Genomic DNA, 15,615 nt, shown 5'->3' with positions numbered 1-15,615 from the left:
GATGACACCGATGCGTCTTTTATTTGTGCCTGCTTTGGCCTTTGCTTCTTTGTTGCTCGCCGGTTGTGCTTCGGCGCCGAATAACCCGAGCCTTACTTTGCAGACCAGCAAGACGCCTGCGCAGTACGCCGATTGTGTTGTGCCGAAGTTGCAGGGCAGTGCGTTGAACCCGACGGTTTCGCAGACTCAGCGTAGTTACCGGATTGTGGTGCCGAGCAAGATTTCTGCTGACAACGTGCTTGAGGCGTACAAGGCGGGTAATGGCGGCAAGGTGTTTATTTACGAGCGGCATTTGTTGGCTTCGAATCTTTTGCCTTCGAGTTTTGAGCGGGCTGCGCAGGATTGCATCTGATTTTCGCTTTTGTACGGATTTGACTGAGCTCCTTTGGTTGGCCGCAACCAACCAATTTTTTGCCCCGCGCCTTTATGTGGCTGCGGGGCTTTTTTTTGTTTGGGCTTGGCGGCCTTTGGGCCGACCATGCTCGGGGTGTTCTTTGTGAATATCCGTTGCTGCGGTGATGGCTTATTACGGTTTCGCCCTTACGGCGACTCACTTTTTTTCAAACGCCAAAAAAAGTAAGCAAAAAACGCTTGCTCCTGCGTGCGGCCCGCTCGCTGGGGCTCGGGGTTCCTTCGCTGCGGGATCGATCCGGGCGCAGCGTCTCCGGTTTGCTTCGCTGCACCTACTCCCGCTGTGTTTGGCTGCGCCAAACGGTCGCTGCGCTCCCACGCCCGGATCAATCCCTCCACTCAGCCTTCCGACGTCGCCCGTGGATCAAGATCAAGAGCAGGCGAGCTGATACTCGGCCTATTGAGTGGTGAAGGGCGCGGGTGTTCGGCTTTTGATTTGCGTTGTTGCTGCCCTTCATCGGAACGCCGCCCGCCCAGCCCTCTCCCGAGGGAGAGGGAGCCGATTTGTGGGCTTTTCAAAATCTGAGTTCAACGCGGTATCGCACGTCGGCGTAACTCTCCCAAACACCATCGTCAGTCCCCTCTCCCTTTGGGAGAGGGCTAGGGTGAGGGGCTTTTGATCTGGGCTATGCAGCAGGTTGCTGTAACATGCGGCGACTTCACTTATGCGAGCAGCGGAAATGGATTCTCACTCGATATTGACCTTCACTCTGGTCGCCGCAATTGCCATCGCCAGCCCCGGGCCGGCGACTTTGATGGCGATCAATAACAGTCTCGCGCATGGGCAGCGCAGCACGATCTGGTCTTCGCTGGGCAATGCCAGTGGTTTGTTCTGTCTGTCGGCTGCGGCGATGTTGGGGCTGGGTGCGTTGTTGGCCAGTTCGGAAATTCTGTTCAATGCGGTAAAAATCATCGGGGCCGGGTATCTGTTCTACCTCGGGGTCAAGCAGCTGTTCAAGAAGGGCCCGATGCTGCCGGAGGGTGTCGAGGGGGAGGCGAGCATGGTGCGGCCGACTCGCGGCAAGTTGTACAAGTCGGCGTTCCTGACGGCGGTGACCAATCCCAAGGCGACGATGTTTTTTACCGCATTGTTTCCGCAGTTCATTGATCAGGGCGCCGCGCTGTTGCCGCAGTTTCTGATCCTGACTTCGATCTTCATGGCGTTGTCGGTGTCGTCACTGAGCGTGTACGCCGCGTTGGCTTCCCGCGCCAAGGGCGTGCTGACCCGGCCGGCGTTGTCCCGTTGGGTCAGTCGTGTGGTCGGTTCAACGTTTATCGGTTTTGGCGCAGCGATTCTGACGATGCGTCGGCAGGCGGCTTAAACCCATTTGAACCGGGCCGGGAATCTCGCCACGAAGCAGGTTCCCAACTCGGCGCTTGAGGTCACGCTCAAGGTGCCGTTGTGCGCCGTCGCTATCTGCGACGCGATATAAAGTCCCAACCCCAAACCCTCGCAACGCTGCCCGGCTTCGGCGCGGGAAAACGGTTCGAACAGCAGTGGCATCAGCTGCGCTGAAATCGGCGTGCCCTGATTGGTCAGGGAAATCACGATCTCGTCGTTTTCTGCACAAGCATTGAGGACGATCGGTGTGCTGTTCGAGCCGTGGGTAACCGCATTGCCCAGCAGATTGGAAAGCAATTGGCTGATCCGTAGCGCATCGCAATAGACGCCTGCCGGCACATCCAGTTCATGAATGAATTTCGCCTGCGGATGGGACGCCTGAACCTCGGCAAGGGTCAATTGCAGGGTGTGCTGTAAGTCGTCCACCAGCTTGCGCTGCACCGGAATCCCGCCGCCCAGGCGTCCTCGGGCAAAGTCAAGGATGTTTTCGATCAGCACGCCCATGCGCACCGAGCTATTGCGGATCGCCGCAATCAGGTTGAGCGAGCGCTTGTCTTCGGTTTTGCTTTGCAGCAGGTCGGCGCTCATGCGCACGGCGCTCAGTGGTGTGCGCAAGTCGTGGCCGAGTACGGCGATGAATTGCTCGCGCAGGCGCCCGAGTTCATTGGCGTTGTCCAGCTCGATTTGGGTCGCTTCCAGATGGCGTTGCGTGTCCAGGTTCATGGCGATCAATTGAGCGAACAAGGTCAGTGTTTTGGTAATGGCCGGTTCGTCGATATTGGCCGGGACCGAGTCAATAGCGCACAGAGTGCCGAAGAAGTCGCCATTGGCTTTGACGATGGGAATGGAGATGTAGCTTTCCAGGCCATAGGTTTTCGGCGTGTGGTGCAGCGAAAAGACCGGGTGCGCACTGGCGTGCCCGAAAATCACCGGTTGTTGATGCTGGCGGATCTCGTGGCAGATAGTCGATTCAAGTACCAGCTCGCCACCGGGTTTGAGCCCGAAATCAATAGAGTCATCGACGGCGCACGCCACCCAGTTGCTTTCGGTGACCCGCGCTACCGCAGCGAAACGCATGCCCGTGAGGTGCTTGACCATGCTCAGGATGACCGGAACAGCTTCAATGCTGCGGATCGCGTCGATGTCGGGGGTAAAGGCCGGATTGGTCATAGCGCGATGCTTCGTGAAGAGTTCGCTCAGAGACTAACGGTTATTACTGCTCATGACTAATCCAGCGGCCAGAAAGTACAAGGGCGCCGTGGATGTCCCCGGCGCCCTTGTTTATTGCTGCTGATCAGAACGTCAGTGACTCAGAACTTGTATTTGGCGGTCAGCATGTAGCTGCGCGGGTTGCCGTAGTTGTCGTTGGAACCCCACGTGACATTGGAGCCGATGGCGGAGTAGTAGACGCGGTCAAAGATATTGTTCGCGTTAACCTGAAGATCCAGGTGTTTGTTGACCTCGTACCCGGCCATCAGATCAGTGACGGCGTAGCCACCCTGTTCGAGGCGGTAGCTGCCGTTATTGGCCAGGGCGACATCGTTGTACATGCGGCTCTGCCAGTAAACGTTGCCACCCACGCGCAGGTGTTGCAGCGGACCCTGGAAGCGGTACACGGTGGAGACCTTGAACAGATGCTCAGGCGTGTCGGTATCGAAACGCTGATTGTTGTTCGTCGGGTTCTCGTCTTTGATGTAGTGCGCGCGGGTATAGGTGTAACCAGCGCCGACCTGCCAGTTTTCGGTCAGCGCGCCTTGCAGTTCCATGTCCACGCCTTGGCTACGTACCTTGCCCGATGACCCGTAGCAGGTCAGGACCGGGCAACCGAACTGATTGTCGGCCAGGGTGGCGCGGCCGGTCTGGTCCATCTGGAACACCGCCAGACTGGCGTTGAGAGCGCCGTTGAAGTATTCGCCCTTGATGCCCACCTCGTAGTTTTCGCCGACGATCGGCTCGAGCACCTTGCCGCCGAGGTCCTTCTGGGTTTGCGGGGTGAAGATGTCGGTATAGCTGGCGTACACCGAGTGATGGTCGTCGAGTTTGTAGATCAGACCGGCATAGCGAGTGACGTTACGAGTGACCTTGTAATCGCCATCGCCGGAGCGATCATCGTAGTCGTACCAGTCGAGACGGCCGCCGAGGATCAGCGTCAGCGGATCGGCCAGGCTCAGGCGGGTGGTCAGGTACACCGCGTCCTGGGTGGTGACGTTGCGGGTTTTGCCGTCACGCACGAAATCAGGCTTGGGCGCGCCAATCGGCCAGGCCGTGGTGTACGGATCGTATTCCTTGGTGGTCGCGTCATATACGCGGTTGCTGGCGCCGACCACCAGTTCGTGGCTGCGGCCGAACGCTTCGAACGGGCCGCTGGCAAACACGTCGAGCGAGTGTTGCTTGTCGGTGTGATGGGATTGATAAGCGGTGGTTTCCAGCGGGCCCGCGTAACGCGACAGGTAAGTCCCGGAGAACTCGCCGTCGAGGGTCGAGGACGAGCCGGCGACGTGCAGTTTCCAGTCATTGTCGAAGCGATGCTCGACTTCACCGAACACGGTGTCGATTTGCAGCTTGCGGTTTTCCCAGTCGGTACCCGGGTAGGTGGAGCGGGGCAGATCGAGGTGATGGCCGTTGGTGCCAATCGGCAGGCCGCCCCAGAAATAGTTGGTTTGCTCATTCTGCCGCGAGAAGCCGAGGGTCGCGGTGGTGCTGTCGCTCAGGTCGGCTTCACCGATGGCGTAGAACAAACCATGATCGTTTTCTTCCTTGTCGCGGAAGCTGTCGGCGCCCTGGTAGGAACTGACCACGCGGCCACGCAGGGTGCCGCTTTCGTTCAACGGGCTGGAGGCGTCGATCTCGCCACGGTAGTCATCCCAACTGCCGGCGGCGCCAGTGAGGGTGACGCGTTGATCGGCGGTCGGACGTTTGCGCACCAGGTTGATCGCCGCCGAAGGGTTGCCGGCGCCGGTGACCAGGCCAGTCGCACCGCGGACGATTTCGACGCGATCGAACATCGCCAGGTTCGGTTGCACCGCCATCGAGAACGGCGAGTAGGAACTCGGCAAGCCGTCGTACATGATGGTGTCGATGTCGAAACCGCGTGAACTGTACGTCTGCCGCCCTGGACCGCTGGCCTGACTGAGGAACAGTCCCGGCGTGCCTTGCACCACATCGTTGATGCTGGTCATGTTCTGGTCGTCCATGCGCTGACGGGTGATCACCGTCACCGCCTGAGGCGTTTCGCGCATGGTCAGCGACAGCTTGGTCGCCGTCCGCATCGGGCCAGTGGTGTAAGACTGGGTGTCCTCGGTGGTGCTGCTCATCTGCGTGGCGCCGATTTCCGTCGCATCCAGTTCCAGCGTGGTCGGCGCGGTTTTTTCAGGCGTGGCGGGCGTTGTCTCGTCGGCCAGTGCCGGTGCGATGCTGGCCATGCAGATGGCGAGCGCCAACAGGTTAGGTGAACGGTTTGAACGGCGGTGAATGGTGCGAAACGACATCAATCTGCTTCCCCAAATGATACGAAAACGAATCCAGTGCGAGTGCGTGTAGGAATTATTCGCATTAGTGTGTCAGATCATTCCGGGTGAAGAAAGCCGTACGGCTTAGTTAGTTAACGAATTTTTCACAATTGGCTGACCGCTCTGTGGCGCGGGTTGGCGCAGAGTCGTGGTTTTTTGGGGGGCAAATGAGATGTAGCAGACCGGTCACAAAGGTCGGTGACCGGCGCTGCTGAGGGGCGTGCTCAGTGGGTGAATATGACGAACAGGGCTGTCAGTTCAGATCGCTGGCGTCGTGCCGCTCGGGCACTTGAGTCGCTTCATCGCCCCACGTGCGATTGACGCGTTGCCCACGAATGACTGCCGGCCGTTTGGCGATGTCTTCGGCCCAGCGTTGCACATGCGTGTATTCGTGCGCCGCGAGAAACTCGGCGGCGGAATAAACGTTGTTGCGCACCAGTTGCCCGTACCACGGCCAGACCGCGATGTCGGCGATGGTGTAGCTGTCGCCGGCCAGGTAGGCGCTTTCGGCCAGGCGCCGATCGAGCACATCCAGTTGGCGCTTGGCTTCCATGGTGAAGCGGTTGATCGGATACTCCATCTTTTCCGGCGCATAGGCATAGAAATGCCCGAAACCACCGCCCAGGTACGGCGCGGCGCCCATTTGCCAGAACAGCCAATTCAAGGTTTCGGTGCGGCCGGCCGGGTCTTTCGGCAGGAAGGCGCCGAACTTTTCGGCCAGATACAGCAGGATCGAACCGGATTCGAACACACGAATCGGCGGCTCAACGCTCCGGTCCAGCAGCGCCGGGATTTTCGAGTTGGGGTTGATCTCGACAAAACCGCTGGAGAACTGATCACCTTCGCCAATGCGAATCAGCCAGGCATCGTATTCGGCAGCGCTGTGTCCCAGCGCTAGCAGCTCTTCCAGCAGAATCGTGACTTTGACGCCGTTGGGCGTGGCCAGCGAGTAGAGCTGCAGCGGATGTTTGCCGACTGGCAGCGTCTTGTCATGGGTGGGGCCGGCAATCGGTCGATTGATACTGGCGAACTGTCCTCCTGACGGGGCTTCGTTTTTCCAGACCTGGGGCGGAACATACGGCGCTTTGCTCATCTAAGGGGCCTCTTCGTTGGCAAGTGGAAAAAATACCTCGCTGATAAGAGACAGGACACCACAGAACTCGCTGTGTAATCCAGAGGTCGCCAGGCCAAATGTCCCCTGCATTCAAGACTGGCTAATCCCCGGAATCAATAAACACGCGGCAAGGCCAATCAGGGCGGTGCCAATCACCCGGTCAATGACTCGCTGTTTTTCCAGCATGCGGCGGCGCAATCCCTCTGTGGAGAAGAACAACGCGACCAGACTGAACCACAGCCAGTGGGCCAGCGACATAAACAATCCGTAAGCGAAGTTAATGGCGAGCGAGCTACCGGCCTGAACAAACTGGCTGTATGCCGCGACGACAAACAACATGGTTTTCGGATTCAGTGCATTGGTCAGAAAACCGCTGCGAAATACCGCCCAGGCTGAGGGGGCCGAGCCGCCAGCGTCCGCAAACGTCATCACCGAGGTATTGGTAAAAGATTTGATGCCCAGATAAACCAGGTATCCGCCGCCCAGCAGTTTCATCGCCATAAACAACAAGGGCGACTGCGTGATGATCACGGCCACGCCAAACACCGTGTAGAGCACATGAACCTGCACGCCACAGGCGATGCCCAGCGCCGCCATCAAGCCACTGCGTCGCCCGAACGCGTAACTGTTGCGGGTGACCATGGCAAAGTCCGGGCCAGGGCTGATCACCGCCAACATCGTGATGGCGATCATCAGAAACAACTCATTCATCAACATTCTCCAGTCATTATTTGCGCTACGTTAACTCACAGATGTCGCGCTGCATGACGCGACCCGGATCGTGATCAGTACAGCGTTTGGCGCGAATGATGAAGAATTTTCGTCTGCAGAAAAAACGATTTATAGTCGCGTAAATCTGTGAGAAATCGTCGTCTATATGAACTTGCCCCCATTGGCTGCCTTTCGTTTTTTCAACACCGCCGCGCAGACCCAGAGTTTCGTCAAAGCCGCGCAACAGCTGCACGTCACTCATGGCGCGGTGAGCCGTCAGGTGCGCTTGCTGGAGGAGGCGATCGGGGTCGAGTTGTTCGAACGACGCAATCGGGCAATCTTTCTCAATCAGGCCGGTCGCCTGTTGTTCGAGGTCACTCGACCGATGTTCGAGCAGTTGGAAGGGGTGGTTTATCGTTTGCAGCAAGAGCGGCATGACGATGTGCTGGTGGTGTCTTGCGAGCCGACCATCGCCATGAAATGGCTGATCCCGCGTCTGCCCGACTTTCACCGCAGCCACCCGCACATTCAGGTGCAACTGCTGACTGCCGGAGGGCCGATCGACTTCGCCCGTTCAGGTGCTGACCTGGCGATCCGCCGAGACGATTTTCACTGGGACGAATCGGTTCATGCCGTGACGATTTGCCAGGAGTGGATAGGCCCGGTTTGCCTGCCCTCGAAAAAGCCCGAGTCCGCTGATTTGCGCGGCGCCTGCCTGTTACGCAGCAAAACGCGTCCGCTGGCATGGGACAACTGGCTGCGGCTTGCCGGCCAAGGCGTACCGGACGGCAGTCGCGTCGACTACGAACATTTCTATCTGTGCATCCAGGCAGCATTGGCCGGCCAGGGCATCGGCATGGCGTCTTTTCTGATGGTGCAAAGTGAGCTGGAGTCCGGCCAATTGATCGCACCGTTCGGTTTTACGCAGGACGGATCGACTTACTGCCTGCTATCGCCACGGCCGTTCGAAAACTGCGCCAACAGCACCGCCTTCCGAGTGTGGCTGACTGAAGCGATGAGTGTGTGCCGTTCTCATCGCTGACCTCCTGAACAGAGCTGCTGCAACGAACCTGTTAACGCCTGGCGCACAATCAGCTCAACTCAGCGCTGCGGCCATTGATCCTTGATTTCAAACCACGGCGCCTTCGACGTCACTTCGACGTGTTGCTGTTTTTCGCTGGTGAACGTTGTGTCCAGCGTGCCCAGCGCGACCGAAATCCATTCCCTGTGCTCACCCTCATCACGCGCCCAGAACAGTGACGAGCCGCAGTGCGAGCAGAACTGGCGCTGTACCGCTTCAGAAGAACGGTAAGACTTGACTTGATCGGCCCCCGCCAGCAATTCCAGATTCTGGCGCAGCACGCTGCCATAGCTGGCAAATGCCGCACCATGGCTTTTGCGGCACTGGCTGCAGTGGCAGTGCGAAAGTGCTTTGGGCCGTGAGCGGATCTGGTATTTCACCGTACCGCACAGGCAACTGCCCCGGAAGGTTTGAGGGGAGGGCGTGAGCATTATTATTGGGAGTCCTTATAAGTGATGGCGTGTTTCAGGCTGTCGGGTGACTGCGCCAGAAACCCGGTAATCAGGGAAATCACTTGCTGCTGAATCACCGCGCGTGGACGGCCACCCTCGCCATCGGTGCAGATGATGCTGTCGCCCGGTACGTCTTTGTCGAGTATGGCCACGGCGCCAGGTTTGCAGATCGCCATAAAGGTGAAATGGCTGGCGTCGCTGATCTCGACGAAGCGCGATGAGGTTTTCGGCAGGCGTTTGGCGAGGTCGACGGATTCCAGTTGCGCGGGCAGTTCTTTCGACGGTACGCCGGCGGCGATCACCAGGATCGGTACGGGGTAGGTCGCCAGGCTGGCGTCGGTCATTCCGCGCGACAGCCCCAGGTCCAGTGACACCACGGCAGTGATGCGCTTGTCACGCCAATCGGCGGCGAGCTGAGCTTTCGATTGCGCCGTGCTTTCAGTGTTCATCTGTTGATACGCCGTGCAACTGATCAATTGCGTTTGGACTTTGCAGTCGTCGGCAAAGCGCTTGGGGTCGAAGCGCGCGCCGCCGCTTTCCAGCACCGTCCAGCCACCGAGAGAATGGCCGATAACGGCAATTCGATCCTTGGCCACCGTACCGAATTTACCCGGTTGCGCCGTTACCGCATCAATGGCACGGCTGAGGTCAACGGGGCGTTGCCACAGTTGCGCTGCTGCTTGCGGGCTGCGATCGCGGCTGGTAGTGCCGGGATGGTTGACCGCGGCGACGATGTAACCCTGATGGGCCAGCGCACTGGCCAGCCATGTCTGGTTGATCCAACTGCCGCCGTTGCCGTGGGAAATCACCACCAATGGATGCTCACCCTTGGCGGCTGGGGCGTCGAGCACGGCTGGGGCGCCGACGAAGACCGGGTTGTCACCGAACAATTGGGGCGTCGCATCCGTGGTCGCACTCGGGTACCAGACGACCATTTCCAGCGGGCGCTCGTTGCGCGGATCGGCCAGCGTGGCGTACTGGAAACCGACGGGTCGGGTATCAGCGAATACGTGGCTGCTAAAGCAGATCAGTAGCAAGGCGCCGAGAGACTTTTTCATTGTTGTTATCTTCCGTGATGGGCCGAATGGGCGAGGTGAACTTTGCCCGATTTCGCGCGCGTCAGCGAGCCTCTTTGATCCCTGCGTCTTAAACATTTTCCATCGGCCAGCGCGTGGCCAGATGCGCTGTCAGATAGTCCAGAAAGGCTTTGACCTTCGGCGTCATCGCCGCGCGTTCCTGTACGCAGGCGTAGATGTCCATCGGCTCGACAACGGAGTGGGTGGCGTCGCTGTGTTCAAACAGCGGCACCAATTGCCCGCTCGCCAGATAAGGTGCCGCGACAAACTCCGCCAGCCGGGTGACCCCGGCGCCGTGGACCGCCATTTGCGCCAACGCATCGATGTCATCACTGACGGCGGTGGCATTGATCGGGGCATCGAAACGCCGGCCGTCGCGAGTAAAACTCCAGCGCAGAAAACGCCCGTCCAAGGGATAACGAAAGGCCAGGCAAGCGTGGTTTTGCAGGTCGTCTGGTGATTGCGGGCGACCGGCGCGTTGTAGATAGGCCGGCGCGGCGCACATGACGAAAGGCAGCGAAACGATCTTGCGCGCGACGATGCCGTCCTCCAGTTGCGGTTTGATCCGCAGGCTCAGATCGATGCCGTCCTGGATGTGGTTGATCTTGCCATTGGTGGTCGAGAGTTCGATGAGCAGACGCGGATGCCGAGCAGCGAAACCGGCGATCAGCGAGGCCAGCACATGGCGGCCGAACGCAGACGTCGACGCGATACTCAAGCGGCCCTGCAACTCGGTTTCATCGCTGCTGATCGAGCTTTGCGCGGCTTCCAGGTCCGCCGCAATACGGCGAACTTTCTCGTAGTAAACCGCACCGTTTTCGGTCAACGCCATGCTGCGCGTGGTGCGCTGCAACAGGCGCACGCCGAGATGCGCCTCCAGCCGATTGATCGTCTGGCTCACCGCCGCCGCGCTCACGCCCAAGGTCTTGGCGGCGCCGACAATCGAGCCGGCTTCAACCACTTTGATAAAGCTGGCAATCGCCGCTAACAGATTCATCCATGCCCCGTTGAGGGTTGATTCGTAAGTTCTGCTTTATAAAGTACCTGCGGTTGAGCGTCTAGTTGCAGTCGGAGGGCTTTGCTAACGTGCGGTCTCCCTGTCAATGGATGGAAACGCCTTATGAATCAACCAACAAACTCCGAAGCCATGATCGTTGGCCGTCGAAAGCTGTCGCCGCGCGCCACGCCTTATGTGTTTGCGTTGTACATGGCGACGATCATGGCGTTTTTGATGTCGCTGGTGATCACTGCCGCCAACTCCGGCATTGATAACGACTACCTGAGTAATGCCTTGCACGCCTACAAGCTGGCGATGCCTGCGGCGTTCCTGTGCATCCTCATCGTGCGGCCGATCGTGATCAAACTGGTCGCGTGGACAGTGCATCCGCATTGTTGAAAACCGCCACGTCAGCAGTGATTGTTCTGACGTCTTCGCGAGCAGGCTCGCCCCACATTGGAACTCAATTCCCGGTGGGAGCGAGCCTGCTCGCGAATGGCCTCACCGCCAACCTGGAGGTCTTGTGGGGTCTCAGAAAAATTCATCGAGCATTTGATAAAAGGCGATCCGCTGCTGATCCGGCTCCACGCCATAAACCTCGAAAAACAAGGGCAGCCACTGCTCGCCGAGGTTGTCCGTGATGCTGTGCGCAGCCAACGCCAAATCCTGATAACGATCGGCAACGCCCAGGCGTCCGCAGTCGACAAACCCGCTGAAACGACCATTGGCAGCGAGCAGGTTGGGCAGGCACGCATCGCCATGAGTCACCACCAGATCCTCGTGCGCCGGGCGTGTGGCGAGCAACTGCTCGAACACTTCCTCGGCGGATTGTCCGAGGCGCGAGTCGTCGAAGTCTTCTTCATCGATCAGCCCGGCGAGCAGGTGTTCGCGGGCCCGTGTGATCTTCTGCTCCAGGCAATGATCGAACGGGCAACTGTCGATCGCGACCGCATGCAGTGCGCGCAACGCCTGGGCTGCGAGCGTGACGATCTGCTGCGGCGAGAGGTGCTCGCTGCTGGCCAGATCGCGACCGGCCACGGCGGTCATCAACAGCCAGTTGTGTTGCGCTTGCGTGGTGGTGTCGAGCACTCGCGGCGCCGGCAAATCCTGAGTCGCCATCCAGCGTAACCGCTGCACTTCACCGGGCAACTCGCCCCAGGTCATCACCTGTTCGGTTTTGACGAATTGCGGCGCAGCCCCGGCAGGCGTGATCCGCCATACATCAGCGCGCGATTCGCCAATGGTCTGCTGTTCAATGGCCGCACCGGCAAATTGGCTGCGCCATGCTGCTGGGAAATCCATGTCTTTTGTCCTTGTCATTATCGATGTGCGCATTGTGCCGCTCTGGCGGTTTTGTTCGCAAACAAGGATCGGCGCGCAGAAATCCATCGAAACTTCGCCAACGCCCCGAGTGTCCAGACCCTTACACCTCCCGGCGGATGTGCTGCCGGGACAGCTCCATGCAGCGGAGAAAGACGAGGATCGAGATGACGATGACAGTGGGAGATTTTCTGGTCGAGCGGCTCAGCCAATGGGGCGTTACGCGGATTTTTGGTTACCCGGGTGACGGCATCAACGGCGTGTTCGGCGCGCTCAGTCGGGCCAAGGGAAAAATCGAATTCGTCCAGGCGCGCCATGAAGAGATGGCTGCGTTCATGGCCTCGGCACACGCCAAGTTCACCGGTGAGCTGGGCGTGTGCATTGCCACTTCCGGCCCAGGCGCCTCGCACCTGATCACCGGCCTTTACGATGCGCGCATGGACCACATGCCAGTGTTGGCCATTGTCGGCCAGCAGGCACGCACGGCGCTGGGCAGTCACTACCAGCAAGAGCTGGATCTGGTGTCGATGTTCAAGGATGTCGCCGGGGCATTTGTGCAGCAGGCGTCGGCGCCTTCACAGGTGCGGCATCTGCTCGACCGGGCCGTGCGCACGGCCGTGGGCGAACGCCGGGTAACCGCGCTGATTCTGCCTAACGATTTGCAGGAGCTGAAATACCAAGCACCGGCACGCGCCCATGGCACCGCGCATTCCGGGGTGGGTTACACGAAGCCCAAAGTGTTGCCGTATGACGTGGATCTGCAGCGTGCCGCTGACGTTTTGAACGCGGGCGAGAAGGTCGCGATTCTGGTTGGCGCGGGGGCTTTGCAGGCGACCGATCAGGTCATCGCGGTGGCCGAAAAACTCGGCGCGGGCGTCGCCAAGGCTCTTTTAGGCAAGGCCGCGTTACCCGACGATCTGCCTTGGGTCACCGGCAGCATCGGCCTGCTCGGCACCGAGCCAAGCTACAAGCTGATGAGCGAATGCGACACTTTGCTGATGATCGGTTCGGGTTTTCCCTACGCGGAGTTTCTGCCCAAGGAAGGTCTGGCGCGGGGCGTGCAAATCGATTTGCAGCCCGACATGCTCAGCCTGCGCTACCCGATGGAGGTCAATCTGGTTGGCGACTCGGCGGAAACACTCGCGGCGTTGTTGCCGCTGCTTGAGCAGAAAACCTCTGGCAAGTGGCGCAAGAAAGTCGAAGGCTGGCGCGGCAGCTGGGAGAAAACCCTGGAAAAACGCGCGATGGCCAAGGCTGACCCGGTCAACCCGCAAAGGGTGGTGTATGAATTGTCACCGCGCCTGCCCGATCAGGCAATCATCACCAGCGACTCCGGCTCGTGCGCCAACTGGTTTGCCCGTGATCTGAAGATTCGCCGTGGCATGCAGTGTTCATTGTCCGGTGGGCTGGCGTCCATGGGCGCCGCTGTGCCTTACGCGATTGCCGCCAAGTTCGCCTATCCCGAACGTGCAGTCATCGCGCTGGTGGGCGATGGCGCGATGCAGATGAACAACATGGCCGAGCTGATTACCGTCGCCAAATACTGGCGACAGTGGGCGAGCCCGAAATGGATCTGCGCGGTGTTCAACAACGAGGACCTTAATCAGGTCACGTGGGAACAGCGGGTGATGGAGGGCGATCCGAAATTCGAAGCTTCGCAAAGCATCCCCGATGTGCCTTACCACTTGTTCGCCATTTCCATTGGCCTGAAAGGCATTTTCGTTGATCGCGAAGAAGACGTCGCCGCTGCCTGGGAGCAGGCACTGGCCTCGGAGGTGCCGGTGTTGATCGAGTTCAAGACTGATCCGAATGTGCCGCCGCTGCCACCGCACATCAAACTTGAGCAGGCGAAGAAATTCGCCACGACGCTGCTCAAGGGCGATCCGGATGAGGCCGGGGTGATCCTGCAAACCGCCAAGCAGGTGCTCGGCTCGGTGTTGCCCGGCAAAAAATAACCGGTTAATCGACAGGCAACTGTTGATCGTTCCCACGCTCTGCGTGGGAACGCCTCTAGGGACGCTCTGCGTCCAGTGACGCGGAGCGTCACGGGCAACATTCCCACGCGGAGCGTGGGAACGAGCACCGATCGAGTGGGCACGACAAGAGGTAAGTTGATGATTTTCGTGGGCTGTGCAGGCTGGAGTCTGGGGCGCGAGCATTGGCCGGCATTTCCGGTGGAAGGCACGCATTTGCAGCGCTACGCCGCACGCCTCAATTGCGTGGAAATCAACAGTTCGTTCTACCGCCCGCATCGTCGGCAAACCTACGAGCGCTGGGCCGATGGCGTACCGGAGGACTTTCGCTTTTCGGTGAAAATGCCCAAACACATCACCCATGAATTACGCCTGGCGGGATGTGAGGCAGCGCTGGACAAGTTTCTGGCTGAGTGCGGCGCGTTAGGCGAGCGTCTCGGTTGCTTGCTTGTGCAATTGCCGCCATCACTGGCGTTCGACGCCACCATCGCCGAAGCCTTTTTTAAGATACTGCGTCAGCGCTTCTGCGGCCCTGTGGTGCTCGAGCCACGGCATGAATCGTGGGTCATCGCTGAGCCGATGTTGATGACTTGGCAGATCGCCCAAACAACCGTCGATCCCTCGCGCATCAGCAATGATGCTGCGCCCAGTGGCTGGGCCGGAACCCGGTATTGGCGCCTGCACGGCTCACCGCGCATTTACCACAGCGCCTACGATTCAACTTATCTGCTAGACCTCGCACAAGCTCTGCAATCAGCGGCCGCAGCAGGTGCTGCGACCTGGTGCATATTCGACAACACCGCCAGCGGCGCAGCGCTGGGCAACGCCTTGACGCTGGCCACACCGACGGCCGATTGGGAGCAGGAATGTGTGGCCGTGAAACTCAACCTGGCGAAGAAGCCCTCACCCTAGCCCTCTCCCAGAGGGAGAGGGGACTGACCGAGGTGTTTGTGCAAGTAACGCCGACTTGAAATACCGAGTTGAACGCAAGATTTGAAAAGCGCACAAATCGACTCCCTTTCCCCCTCGCCCTTGGGGGAGAGGGGACTTACCGAGGTGTTCATGCAAATGACGCCGACTTGAAATACCGAGTTGAACGCAAGATTTGAAAAGCGCACAAATCGGCTCCCTTTCCCCCTCGCCCTTGGGGGAGAGGGGACTTACCGAGGTGTTCATGCAAATGATGCAGTGGTCAACTAATTCCGGACACCTCGATAGGTGGTTTTGACGCCATCGCTCGTTCATAAACGGTCGGTGGCAGATATCCCAGTTTCGAGTGCAGCCGTTCGTTGTTGTAAAACCCAACGATGTATTCGGTAATGTCGCGGATCGCTTCAGCGTGGTTCGCGTAGTCACGTCGCCATACCCGCTCCATTTTCAAACTCAAAAAGAAGCGCTCCATCACTGCATTGTCCCAGCAATTACCTTTACGGCTCATGCTCTGCTGCATGTCGTTTCTTGCCAGTAATTCTCTGTAAGCTGCACTCGCATATTGGCTACCCCGATCTGAGTGGGCAATCAAGCCTGGTGGCGGTTGACGTTGCGCGATAGCCAGTTGCATCGCAGTGCACACCAGCTCTGCCGGCATGTTCGGAGCCATCGACCAGCCCACTATCTTGCGTGAAAACA

15 protein-coding genes are annotated in these 15,615 nt (G+C 59.1%); 6 read left to right on the top strand and 9 right to left on the bottom strand.

Annotated features, from left to right (window positions below; translation table 11 throughout):
- Positions 1 to 10 precede the first annotated feature (10 nt).
- Positions 11 to 352, top strand: coding sequence for a hypothetical protein (locus tag ACM6JQ_RS08955; RefSeq protein WP_007913083.1), 342 nt, complete (start codon positions 11 to 13; stop codon positions 350 to 352).
- A gap of 739 nt (positions 353 to 1,091) precedes the next feature.
- Entirely contained in the window at positions 1,092 to 1,733 is a 642-nt protein-coding gene (locus tag ACM6JQ_RS08950) for a LysE family translocator (protein ID WP_007913084.1), read from the top strand.
- Here ACM6JQ_RS08950 and ACM6JQ_RS08945 read toward each other — a convergent pair.
- The 4 genes from ACM6JQ_RS08945 to ACM6JQ_RS08930 form a co-directional block, all read right to left on the bottom strand.
- Positions 1,730 to 2,923, bottom strand: a complete 1,194-nt coding sequence (locus tag ACM6JQ_RS08945; RefSeq protein WP_095111983.1) for a GAF domain-containing sensor histidine kinase — start codon at positions 2,921 to 2,923, stop codon at positions 1,730 to 1,732. The two genes, ACM6JQ_RS08950 and ACM6JQ_RS08945, sit on opposite strands and share 4 nt — an antisense overlap.
- Positions 2,924 to 3,063: 140 nt before the next feature.
- On the bottom strand, positions 3,064 to 5,241 hold the full coding sequence (locus ACM6JQ_RS08940; RefSeq protein WP_414893595.1) for a TonB-dependent siderophore receptor: 2,178 nt from the start codon (positions 5,239 to 5,241) through the stop codon (positions 3,064 to 3,066).
- Positions 5,242 to 5,515: 274 nt separating this feature from the next.
- Entirely contained in the window at positions 5,516 to 6,355 is an 840-nt protein-coding gene (yghU, locus tag ACM6JQ_RS08935) for a glutathione-dependent disulfide-bond oxidoreductase (RefSeq protein WP_007913089.1), read from the bottom strand.
- Positions 6,356 to 6,466: 111 nt separating this feature from the next.
- On the bottom strand, positions 6,467 to 7,087 hold the full coding sequence (locus ACM6JQ_RS08930) for a LysE family translocator (protein ID WP_414893594.1): 621 nt from the start codon (positions 7,085 to 7,087) through the stop codon (positions 6,467 to 6,469).
- Positions 7,088 to 7,253: 166 nt separating this feature from the next.
- On the opposite strand from ACM6JQ_RS08930, the gene ACM6JQ_RS08925 reads away from it, so the two are divergent.
- The gene (locus ACM6JQ_RS08925; RefSeq protein ID WP_414893593.1) at positions 7,254 to 8,129 is read left to right on the top strand and encodes a LysR substrate-binding domain-containing protein; all 876 of its coding nucleotides are present in this window, start codon (positions 7,254 to 7,256) and stop codon (positions 8,127 to 8,129) included.
- Positions 8,130 to 8,188: 59 nt separating this feature from the next.
- Here ACM6JQ_RS08925 and ACM6JQ_RS08920 read toward each other — a convergent pair whose 3' ends face one another.
- The 3 genes from ACM6JQ_RS08920 to ACM6JQ_RS08910 all read right to left on the bottom strand — a co-directional run bounded on the left by ACM6JQ_RS08920 (position 8,189) and on the right by ACM6JQ_RS08910 (position 10,693).
- Entirely contained in the window at positions 8,189 to 8,599 is a 411-nt protein-coding gene (locus ACM6JQ_RS08920) for a GFA family protein (protein ID WP_007913096.1), read from the bottom strand.
- Between the two features lie 2 nt (positions 8,600 to 8,601).
- Positions 8,602 to 9,678, bottom strand: a complete 1,077-nt coding sequence (locus tag ACM6JQ_RS08915) for an alpha/beta hydrolase family protein (protein ID WP_414893592.1) — start codon at positions 9,676 to 9,678, stop codon at positions 8,602 to 8,604.
- A gap of 88 nt (positions 9,679 to 9,766) precedes the next feature.
- Positions 9,767 to 10,693 (bottom strand): LysR substrate-binding domain-containing protein, encoded by a 927-nt coding sequence (locus ACM6JQ_RS08910; RefSeq protein ID WP_414893591.1) that lies wholly within the window; start codon positions 10,691 to 10,693, stop codon positions 9,767 to 9,769.
- Between the two features lie 123 nt (positions 10,694 to 10,816).
- Here ACM6JQ_RS08910 and ACM6JQ_RS08905 point away from each other — a divergent pair, with 123 nt between their 5' ends.
- A complete protein-coding gene (locus ACM6JQ_RS08905; RefSeq protein ID WP_414893590.1) occupies positions 10,817 to 11,092 on the top strand; it encodes a DUF2798 domain-containing protein in 276 nt (91 codons plus the stop codon).
- Between the two features lie 132 nt (positions 11,093 to 11,224).
- On the opposite strand, the gene ACM6JQ_RS08900 is transcribed toward ACM6JQ_RS08905, so the two are convergent.
- Positions 11,225 to 11,995, bottom strand: coding sequence for an APH(3')-II family aminoglycoside O-phosphotransferase (locus ACM6JQ_RS08900; protein WP_123376854.1), 771 nt, complete (start codon positions 11,993 to 11,995; stop codon positions 11,225 to 11,227).
- Positions 11,996 to 12,180: 185 nt separating this feature from the next.
- Here ACM6JQ_RS08900 and ACM6JQ_RS08895 point away from each other — a divergent pair, with 185 nt between their 5' ends.
- Complete coding sequence (locus ACM6JQ_RS08895; RefSeq protein ID WP_414893589.1) at positions 12,181 to 13,968, top strand: thiamine pyrophosphate-requiring protein; 1,788 nt, start codon at positions 12,181 to 12,183, stop codon at positions 13,966 to 13,968.
- A 159-nt stretch (positions 13,969 to 14,127) separates the two neighbouring features.
- Entirely contained in the window at positions 14,128 to 14,898 is a 771-nt protein-coding gene (locus tag ACM6JQ_RS08890) for a DUF72 domain-containing protein (RefSeq protein ID WP_414893588.1), read from the top strand.
- Between the two features lie 280 nt (positions 14,899 to 15,178).
- Here the strand turns inward: ACM6JQ_RS08890 and ACM6JQ_RS08885 are convergent.
- On the bottom strand, positions 15,179 to 15,615 hold a 437-nt coding region (locus ACM6JQ_RS08885; protein ID WP_414893587.1), incomplete at its 5' end, for an IS3 family transposase.

The sequence above is a fragment of the Pseudomonas sp. IT-232MI5 genome, from assembly GCF_949767845.1.
GTDB lineage: Bacteria > Pseudomonadota > Gammaproteobacteria > Pseudomonadales > Pseudomonadaceae > Aquipseudomonas.
The sequence above is the reverse complement of the archived record's forward strand: the minus strand, read 5'-3'. Positions and strand labels throughout refer to the sequence as shown.

Excerpts from the sequence above, each read along its gene's own strand:
- ACM6JQ_RS08910 (WP_414893591.1), bottom strand. The coding sequence starts at position 10,693 with ATGAATCTGTTAGCGGCGATTGCCAGCTTTATCAAAGTGGTTGAAGCC.
- ACM6JQ_RS08940 (WP_414893595.1), bottom strand. The coding sequence starts at position 5,241 with ATGTCGTTTCGCACCATTCACCGCCGTTCAAACCGTTCACCTAACCTG.
- ACM6JQ_RS08920 (WP_007913096.1), bottom strand. The coding sequence starts at position 8,599 with ATGCTCACGCCCTCCCCTCAAACCTTCCGGGGCAGTTGCCTGTGCGGT.
- ACM6JQ_RS08905 (WP_414893590.1), top strand. The coding sequence starts at position 10,817 with ATGAATCAACCAACAAACTCCGAAGCCATGATCGTTGGCCGTCGAAAG.
- ACM6JQ_RS08955 (WP_007913083.1), top strand. The coding sequence starts at position 11 with ATGCGTCTTTTATTTGTGCCTGCTTTGGCCTTTGCTTCTTTGTTGCTC.
- yghU (WP_007913089.1), bottom strand. The coding sequence starts at position 6,355 with ATGAGCAAAGCGCCGTATGTTCCGCCCCAGGTCTGGAAAAACGAAGCC.
- ACM6JQ_RS08915 (WP_414893592.1), bottom strand. The coding sequence starts at position 9,678 with ATGAAAAAGTCTCTCGGCGCCTTGCTACTGATCTGCTTTAGCAGCCAC.
- ACM6JQ_RS08900 (WP_123376854.1), bottom strand. The coding sequence starts at position 11,995 with ATGGATTTCCCAGCAGCATGGCGCAGCCAATTTGCCGGTGCGGCCATT.
- ACM6JQ_RS08945 (WP_095111983.1), bottom strand. The coding sequence starts at position 2,923 with ATGACCAATCCGGCCTTTACCCCCGACATCGACGCGATCCGCAGCATT.
- ACM6JQ_RS08950 (WP_007913084.1), top strand. The coding sequence starts at position 1,092 with ATGGATTCTCACTCGATATTGACCTTCACTCTGGTCGCCGCAATTGCC.
- ACM6JQ_RS08930 (WP_414893594.1), bottom strand. The coding sequence starts at position 7,087 with ATGAATGAGTTGTTTCTGATGATCGCCATCACGATGTTGGCGGTGATC.
- ACM6JQ_RS08895 (WP_414893589.1), top strand. The coding sequence starts at position 12,181 with ATGACGATGACAGTGGGAGATTTTCTGGTCGAGCGGCTCAGCCAATGG.
- ACM6JQ_RS08925 (WP_414893593.1), top strand. The coding sequence starts at position 7,254 with ATGAACTTGCCCCCATTGGCTGCCTTTCGTTTTTTCAACACCGCCGCG.
- ACM6JQ_RS08890 (WP_414893588.1), top strand. The coding sequence starts at position 14,128 with ATGATTTTCGTGGGCTGTGCAGGCTGGAGTCTGGGGCGCGAGCATTGG.